The organism is Nocardiopsis sp. JB363 (genome assembly GCF_900143625.1).
GTDB lineage: Bacteria > Actinomycetota > Actinomycetes > Streptosporangiales > Streptosporangiaceae > Nocardiopsis.
Genome location: NZ_FRFF01000179.1, coordinates 1 through 8,522, shown reverse-complemented (window position 1 = coordinate 8,522; position 8,522 = coordinate 1). Strand labels below are relative to the sequence as shown.

Annotated in this window: 5 protein-coding genes; 4 read left to right on the top strand and 1 reads right to left on the bottom strand. The window is 68.7% G+C overall.

Features of this window, described 5'->3' with window-relative positions:
* The first annotated feature begins 224 nt into the window (after positions 1–224).
* On the top strand, positions 225–2,171 hold the full coding sequence (locus tag BQ8420_RS27820) for a calcineurin-like phosphoesterase family protein (protein ID WP_087102856.1): 1,947 nt from the start codon (positions 225–227) through the stop codon (positions 2,169–2,171).
* A 137-nt stretch (positions 2,172–2,308) separates the two neighbouring features.
* Complete coding sequence (locus BQ8420_RS27815; protein WP_087102854.1) at positions 2,309–3,742, top strand: gamma-aminobutyraldehyde dehydrogenase; 1,434 nt, start codon at positions 2,309–2,311, stop codon at positions 3,740–3,742.
* Between the two features lie 15 nt (positions 3,743–3,757).
* Here the strand turns inward: BQ8420_RS27815 and BQ8420_RS27810 are convergent, their stop codons facing one another.
* Positions 3,758–4,414, bottom strand: a complete 657-nt coding sequence (locus BQ8420_RS27810) for a TetR/AcrR family transcriptional regulator (protein WP_087102852.1) — start codon at positions 4,412–4,414, stop codon at positions 3,758–3,760.
* 195 nt (positions 4,415–4,609) lie between these two features.
* Here BQ8420_RS27810 and BQ8420_RS27805 point away from each other — a divergent pair, with 195 nt between their 5' ends.
* On the top strand, positions 4,610–6,010 hold the full coding sequence (locus BQ8420_RS27805; RefSeq protein ID WP_087102850.1) for an NAD(P)/FAD-dependent oxidoreductase: 1,401 nt from the start codon (positions 4,610–4,612) through the stop codon (positions 6,008–6,010).
* Between the two features lie 99 nt (positions 6,011–6,109).
* Entirely contained in the window at positions 6,110–7,570 is a 1,461-nt protein-coding gene (locus tag BQ8420_RS27800) for an APC family permease (RefSeq protein WP_235006526.1), read from the top strand.
* Positions 7,571–8,522: the final 952 nt, after the last annotated feature.

Genomic DNA, 8,522 nt, shown 5'->3' with positions numbered 1-8,522 from the left:
CAGGCGCCCCACCAACACACCCATAGAACGCCCGAGAACCTCAATCAACCCCCACACCACACCACCCCCGGCTCGTGGGCACTAACGATGAGCGAACAAGTCGTCACCGATCGGTAGTCGGCTGTTGGTCGGCAACTGGGGCCGTGTTCAGTCCAATCGAGAAAGGTTGCTTTCCGTCGGTCCCCCGACCGGCTTCACCCCCGAGGTATCGGAGAGCAATCCGCATGCTCACGACACGTTCCCAACATGCCCGCGAGCCCCTCCCCCCGCGCACGCGTCGCTGTTCTCGTGCCCTTCTCACCGTGTCGACGGCCGCAGTCGTCGTCGGTTCCCTCACCCTGGTGCCCGCCACGGCCTCGCCGTCGGAGGACTGGGACGACATCGCCTACCGCGGCGCGATCGAGGTCGTCCAGGCCGAAGACGCCACCGAAAACACCACCGAAGGTTCCATCGAAGACGGTGCCGAAGAGGGCCCCGAGGACGACTCGGTGCTGACCGGCAAGGTGTTCATCGACGCGGACCGGGACAGCGCCAGTGACGGCGAGGCCGGGCTGGCCGGGGTCACGGTGACCAACGGTCGCGACGTGGTGCAGACCGACGATGAGGGCGAATACGAGCTGCCCGTCTTCGACAACATGACGGTGTCGATCACCCAGCCGTCCGGCCACCAGGTGCCGGTGGACGAGTACAACGTCCCGCAGTTCCACTACAACCACCTGCCCGAGGGTTCCCCGGAGCTGCGCTACGGGGGTATCGAGCCGACCGGGCCGCTGCCCGCCGCGGTCAACTTCCCCCTGGTGGAGAGCGAACTGACCGCCGAGGCGGCGCAGAGCTGTGTCATCGCCGGTGACCTCCAGACCTACGACGAGCAGGAGGTCGAGTACGCGCGGGCCGGGGCCATCAAGGACCTGTCCGAGCGGGACGACTACGCGGGTTGCGGCACCCTGTTCGTCGGTGACGTCGTGGGCGACGACCTGTCGCTCTACCCCGACATCAAGGAACTGACCGGCGAGACGAACGGCCCGGCCCGGTTCCTGCCCGGCAACCACGACCTCGACTTCGACGCCCCGAGCGCCGCGCACTCCTTCGACACCTTCCGGTCGGAGCTGGCCCCCGCGTACTACTCCTACGACGTGGGCGACATGCACGTCGTCGCGCTGAACACCGTCGACTACCCGTGCACCGCGGCCGCGGACAGCCCCGAGGGCATCGAGGAGCACTGCGCCGACCCGGAGGGCAGCCCGTCCTACAACGGCCGGATCAGTGACGACCAGCTGGCCTGGTTGGAGAGCGACCTGGAGAACGTCGCCGACGACAAGCTGATCGTGCTCGCCGGGCACATCGGTCTGCTCAACTACGCCGACGAGGGTTCCCCGGTGCACCAGGTCGACCAGGTCGTCCGCGTGCACGAGCTGGTGGAGGGCCGCGAGGCCGTCGCGGTGTCCGGGCACAGCCACAGCATCGAGAACCTCAAGGCCGGTGACGACGTCGAGGGCTGGCGGGACCTCTTCGGCATCGAGGGGATTCCGTTCCCGCACATCACCGCGGGCGCGATCTCCGGTGACTGGTACTCCGGTGAAGTCGGCGAGGACGGCTACCCCACGGCGATCGGTCGCGACGGTGGCCGTCCCGGCCTGGTGACGTTGGACGTGGAGGGCGACCAGTTCATGGAGCGCTACACCGTGACGGGTGAGTCCGACGAGGTGCAGACGCAGTTGGGCCTCAACAGCCCCACCTACCGCGAGTGGTTCGACGAGCGTCAGGAATGGAACGAGGACCCCGCCGGCGAGGCTCCCGAACTGGACGAGCCGCTGGTGGTCGACCGGGCGGACCTGACCGAGGGCACCTGGCTGACGACCAACTTCTTCCTCGGTTCCACCGGTTCGGACGTCGAGGTCGCCGTCGACGGTGCCCCGGCGGAGGCGGCCACCCGCACCCAACAATTGGAGGGCGAGGCGGTCAACGTGGGTGTCGAGTACTCGGACCCGTACGCGGCCGCTCAGCAACTGGTGCACGGCGGCAGTCTCGCCGACCGGACGATGCACCTGTGGCGGTTCGACCTGCCGGGCGACCTCGAAACCGGTGCGCACACCGCCGAGGTGACCGCGACCGACTCCTACGGTCGCGAGTTCACCGACACCCTCGAATTCGAGGTCGTCGACGAACAGTAGGACTCCCCCACCACGAGGGCCGTCGTCCGTGCTCGATCGCGGACGGCGGCCCTTCGTCGTGCCCATGTGTTGCCGATCACTCCCCCTGTCCCTAAAATGAACGAGGATCATTTAACTCTGTGGCCAAGGAGACACCCATGGGCAGCCGCCTCAAGAACTTCGTCAACGGTGAGTTCGTCGACGCTCACGGGCAGGGGACCATCGACGTCGTCGACCCGACGAACGGGCGCACCGTCGCGGTGTCGCCGGTCTCCGACCACGTCGACGTCGATGCCGCCTTCACCGCGGCCCGCGAGGCCTTCGCCTCCTGGAAGCACGCCGCCCCGACCGAGCGGCAGCGCCTGCTGCTCAAGCTCGCCGACGCGGTGGAGGCCGGCGCCGACGAGATCGTCGAGGCCCAACACCGCAACACAGGCCAGCCGCGTTGGATGATCTCCCAGGAGGAGATCGGCATGGGCGTGGACCACCTGCGCTTCTTCGCGGGCGCCGCCCGCACCCTGGAGGGGCGCGCCGCGGCGGAGTACATGGAGGGGCACACCTCCTACGTCCGCCGCGAGCCGGTCGGTGTCGTGGCGCAGGTGACCCCGTGGAACTACCCGCTGCTCATGGCGGTGTGGAAGATCGGCCCGGCCCTGGCCGCCGGCAACTGCATCGTGCTCAAGCCCTCGGACACGACCCCGGAGTCGACGCTGGTCCTGGCCCGGCTCATCGGTGAGATCTTCCCCGCGGGCGTGTTCAACGTGCTCCTGGGGGACGCCGGCACCGGGGAACTCATGGTGGAGCACCCCGAGCCGGTCATGGTCTCGATCACCGGCTCGGTGCGCGCGGGCCGGCAGGTCGCGGCCTCCGCCGCCAAGGGCCTCAAGCGCGGCCACCTGGAGCTCGGCGGCAAGGCGCCGGCCGTGGTCTTCGCCGACGCGGACCTGCCCGCCACCGCCAAGGCGCTCGTGGAGTTCGGCACCTTCAACGCCGGCCAGGACTGCACCGCGGTCACCCGAGTGCTGGTCCAGGAGAGCGCCCACGACCGGTTCGTGGAGCTGCTGGCCGAAGCGGCCCGTGGGACGCGCACCGGTGACGCCGACGAGTCCCGGAACGACTTCGGCCCGCTGAACAACGCCCGGCACTTCGCCTCGGTCACCGACAAGCTCGCCCGGCTGCCCGAACACGCCACCGTGGTGACCGGGGGCGAGTCCGTCGAGGGTTCCCAGGGCTTCTTCATCGAGCCGACGGTGATCACCGGGGTCCGACAGGACGACGAGCTGGTCCAGGAGGAGACCTTCGGGCCGGTACTGACCGTGCAGACCTTCGCCACCGAGCAGGAGGCCGTCGCCCTGGCCAACGACGTGGACTACGCGCTGGCCTCCAGTGTGTGGACCTCCGACCACGGCGCGGCGATGCGTCTGACCCGCGACCTCGACTTCGGCTGTGTCTGGGTGAACACGCACGTGCTGCTCACCCCGGAGATGCCCCACGGCGGGTTCAAGTCGTCCGGGTACGGCAAGGACCTGTCGCTGTACTCGGTGGAGGAGTACACCCGGGTCAAGCACGTCATGCACGCGCTGGAGGTGTGACCCGATCGCCGGACCTCAGCCGGCGTACCTCTGTCGCAGGCCGTCGATCAGGGCGTCGAGCGCGAGTTCGAAGGCCCGGTCGGCGGCTTCGCGGGGGTCGGCCGACCGTTGCGCGGCGAACCGGGTGAAGGTCGGGGCCAGATCCTCCAGGCCGCCCGGGTCGAAGATGTCGGTGGGGGCGGAGGCGTCGTAGGCGGCTCCGAAGACGAGCGCCTCGATGCCGACGATGATGTCCACGGCGTCCGCTCCGACGATCCCGGCGTCGCGCAGCGCGCAGGTGACGCGTTCGTACATGCGCAGTGTCCGGGGCGAGTCGGCGACGGGCAGTACCGCCATGACCGGGATGAGGGCGGTGTGCTCCATGAAGCACCACCGGTAGGAACGCGCCCACTGCCGTAGCGCCTGGTCCCAGGGGTGACTGGTGAACGCCGAGCAGTCGATCTGTTCGTTGATGCGGTCCTGGATCAGTACCAGCACGTCGCGCTTGGAGGAGACGTGGTTGTACAGGGCCGACGCCGCGACCCCGAGCTCGCGTGACAGCGAGGCCATGGTCAGGTGGCGGTAGCCCTGATCGGTCACGATCCGGATCGCGGCCGCGGTGACGCGTTCACGGGACAGGATCGGCGAGGAGGGCCTGCCCCGGCCTCGTCCGCTGCGCGCTTGTTGGGTCACTGAGGCCTTCTTCCTGTCGCCTTTTCCTCCCCATTGTAGAAGCGTCCTCCCGGCTCGAAAGCGGCGCTGTGACGGGACTCTAGGCCCGCCGACCGGGACCTTCGCCCCTCTGACGTGGGTGTGAGCCACTTGACATCGGGGACGTAGTACCCATTAATGAATGAAGTTCATTTTGTTGTTCGAAGGAGCACACCCATGAGTGGCACACACGTCATCGGCAGCGACGAGGTCCTCGACCGCGATGTCGTGATCGTGGGGGCCGGCCCGTCCGGGCTGATGGCCGCACGCACCCTCCAGGCCGCCGGACGTTCCGTCGCGGTCCTGGAGGCCCGTGACCGCGTCGGCGGTCGCACCTGGTCCCGCGAGATCGACGGCGCCTTCCTGGAGATCGGCGGCCAGTGGGTCTCCCCCGACCAGACCGAGCTGCTCGGGCTCCTCGACGAACTGGGCATGAGCACCTTCCCCCGCTTTCGCGAGGGGTCGAGTGTCTACCTCGCCTCGGACGGTTCCCGGCACGAGTACACCGGCGCCACGTTCCCCGCCGGTGAGCGGACCGAGACCGAGATGGAACGCGTCATCGCCGCCTTGGACAAGCTCGTCGCCGACATCGGCGTCGAGAGCCCCTGGGACCACCCGCTCGCCCGTGAACTGGACACCCTCCAGTTCGGTGAGTGGCTGCGTCGCCAGACCGACGACGAGGCCGCCCGGAAGAACATCGCCATCTTCATGGCCGGTGGCATGCTGACCAAGCCCGCCCACGCGTTCTCGACGCTGCAGGCGGTCCTCATGGCCGCCTCGGCCGGTTCCTTCTCCAACCTCGTGGACGAGGACTTCATCTTGGACCGCCGTGTCGTGGGCGGCATGCAGTCGGTCTCGGAGACGATGGCCGCCGCCCTGGACGAGGGCACGGTCTTCCTCCAGAGCCCGGTCCGGAGTATCCGCTGGAACGAGGACGACTCCGCCTCCCACGGCGAGGCCGTCGTCCTCTCCGATCGGGTGACGGTGCGCGCCCGCCGCGTCGTCGTGGCCGTGCCGCCCAACCTCTACTCGCGGATCTCCTTCGAGCCCGCGCTGCCGTGGCTGCAACAGCAGATGCACCAGCACACCTCGATGGGCCTGGTCATCAAGGTCCACGCGGTCTACGAGCGCCCGTTCTGGCGGGACAAGGGCCTCTCCGGCACCGGCTTCGGCGCAGAGGAGGTGTGCCAGGAGGTCTACGACAACACCAACCACGAGGACACGCGCGGCACCCTGGTCGCCTTCGTCTCCGACGAGCTCGCCGACGACCTGTTGCGCGGGCCCGCCGAGGAGCGCCGCGCCGCGATCCTGCGTTCCCTCGCGAACTACCTCGGCGACGAGGCCTTGGAGCCCTCCGTCTACTTCGAGTCGGACTTCGCGTCCGAGGAGTGGACCCGGGGCGCCTACGCGGCCAGCTACGACCTGGGCGGCCTGCACCGCTACGGGTCCGAGCAGCGCACGCCCGTGGGCCCGATCGGCTGGGCCTGCTCGGACCTGGCCGCCGAGGGTTACCAACACGTCGACGGCGCACTGCGCCAGGGTCGACGTGCCGCCGAAGAGGCCCTCTCGGCCCTCTAGGCGATCCCCTGGTGGTCCGTGCCCTCACGGCCCACCGGTTCCCGCGGCGCCCACGATGCGGCGTCGAAACCCACCCCGGCGAACACAGGGAGCACCCCCGTGACCCACACCACCGGTCAGCCGACCAAGGCCGGCCCCGAAGACGCGTCGAACAACTGGAAGGGCCTCAGCAAGGGAGCGATCGGGCTCCTGGGAGGCCTGGTCATCGGTGTCTCCACCATCGCTCCGGCCTACACCCTCTCGGGCGCTCTGGGCCCGACGGCCTCCGCGGTCGGCGAACACCTGCCCGCGATCGTGCTGGTCGGCTTCGTGCCGATGCTGCTGGTGGCGATCGGCTACCGAAAGCTCAACCAGGCGATGCCCGACTCCGGCACCACCTTCACCTGGGCCTCACGGGCGTTCGGCCCCTGGGTCGGGTGGATGGCGAGTTGGTGTCTGTTGGCGGCGACCATCCTGGTGCTGTCCAACCTCGCCGGTATCGCCGTCGACTTCTTCTACCTGGCCATCGCGCAGCTGACCGGCCAGGAGCAGATCGCCGAACTGACCCGCAACGTGCCGATCAACGTCCTGACCTGCCTGGTGTTCATGGCCGTCGCGGCCTGGATCTCCCACCGGGGTCTGGAGGCCACCAAGACCTTCCAGTACGTCCTGGTCACGTTCCAGCTGGTGGTGCTGGTGTGGTTCTCGATCGCCGCGTTCGCCCGTGTCGGCGCGGGTGCGGCCTTCGACGCCACGCCCGTGCGCTGGGAGTGGTTCAACCCGTTCGGTGTCGAATCCTTCTCCGCCTTCTCCGCCGGTGTGGCCCTGTCGGTCTTCATCTATTGGGGCTGGGACGTGGTCGTGACGATGAACGAGGAGAGCCGCGGCACCACCACGACCCCGGGCAAGGCCGCCATCGCCACCATCCTGGTGGTCGTGGCCCTCTACACCGCGGTGTCGGTGGCCACCCTGTCCTACTCGGGTGTGTCCACCGGTGAGTTCGGGTTGGGCAACCCCGGCATCCAGGAGAACGTCTTCGCGGCGCTGGCCGGCCCGATCATGGGTCCCTTCGCCGTCCTGATGTCCTTGGCGGTGCTGTCCTCCTCGGCCTCCTCGCTCCAGTCCACGATGATCTCGCCGGCCCGCACCATGCTCGCCATGGGCCACTACGGGGCGCTCTCGCCGAAGTACGCCGAGGTGAACCCCGTGTACAAGACCGTTCCTCAGCAGTGTGCAGGAGTGACTGATGCCGCCCCTGGTACTGCGCGCGTCCCGAACGGTGTTGGATGCGCTGGTCCTCCGCGTTCGTCTTCCCCCAGGGTCGGGGTGCGCGCATCGTGTGCGCGTTCCCAACCGGGGTGGCGGATTCCCTCACGCCCACGAGCGCCCGGTTCGGCCTGGACGGTCCGAGGCCCGTACCCATCACTCTGGTGGGTGCGGGGCGGTGCCGTCCGTCGCCGGATCGGGTGCCCTTGGGCGCGTCGCCCGATCGCGATGCTCGCCGCATCGTGCCGGGACGTCTTCCTCTTGGCGGTGGTGGTGGGTTTTTGCCAGTGTTGGGCGCCCCACCTGCTGGTGTAGGCCGGATCCACGGCGATGATTGTGATCGCGGTGGCGTGGGCCATCGAGGTCAGCCGGGCCTTGAGTCTGCCGGTGGGCATGCCGGAGATGAGTCGGCGGAACCGTTTCCTACGGCCGTGCTTCTCTCGGGTCTTGGAGATGGTGAAGTCCAGGTCTTCGACCGCGATCGCTTGCACACCGCAGTCCCGTGCCCAGCGCAACAGTCGGGTCAAAGCGTGGCGGACCTGGGCGTCACGATGGGAAGCAGCGCCGGACAGGTCGTAGTCGAACCGGCGCGGGTCCCCGATGGGGTTGCCGTGGGTGTCCAGGCGCCAGGCGGCCAGGTGGTCGGCGTTCATATCGACACCGATCACCCCCTCGGCGAGGGCGACCTGAAGAGGGACCTGCGCTGGCGCCGCGATCTGCCAGGACGCGGTCACATACCAGCGTCCACGATCCACATCCAGGTGCACCCGGTAGGCCACCGCCCGGTTCTCCGCCACCCGCTCGACCCACTCCTCCCCGCGGTGCGTGAAGGCGGCCGTGCCGGAGAGCACATATCGGCCGTGCGGTGCGTTCGCCCATTCCTTGAGCGGCGCCGGGAGTTTGATCGACACCTCACCCTCAGGACTGACCCGGATCGTCTCGTTCCCGAACCGCTTCCCCGACTCCCCATCGGCCTGAAGGAACCAGCGAGCCGCTTCCCACCACTCACGCCATGAGGACTCGGTCAACCCAGCATCGGCGAGGTAGTGGCGGTGACGGGCCACGTGCTTACCGCCACGCACCACGCGCACCACACCGGCCACGACATCAGCGCGCACCGTAGTGAGCCGGTCTTGAAGGGTGGCCAGGCGCCGGGACTTGGCGTGCCACTCCCACCTGCTGCGGTAACCACCGGGCCTCTTCCTGGTGCCCTTGGTCCCGACCGGCAACGACAACCGGTGACGGATCGTCGCGACCACGGCTTCCA

What these genes read in the sequence shown, in the direction of transcription:
- BQ8420_RS27820 (WP_087102856.1), top strand. Translation starts at nt 225, where the DNA reads ATGCTCACGACACGTTCCCAACATGCCCGCGAGCCCCTCCCCCCGCGC.
- BQ8420_RS27815 (WP_087102854.1), top strand. Translation starts at nt 2,309, where the DNA reads ATGGGCAGCCGCCTCAAGAACTTCGTCAACGGTGAGTTCGTCGACGCT.
- BQ8420_RS27805 (WP_087102850.1), top strand. Translation starts at nt 4,610, where the DNA reads ATGAGTGGCACACACGTCATCGGCAGCGACGAGGTCCTCGACCGCGAT.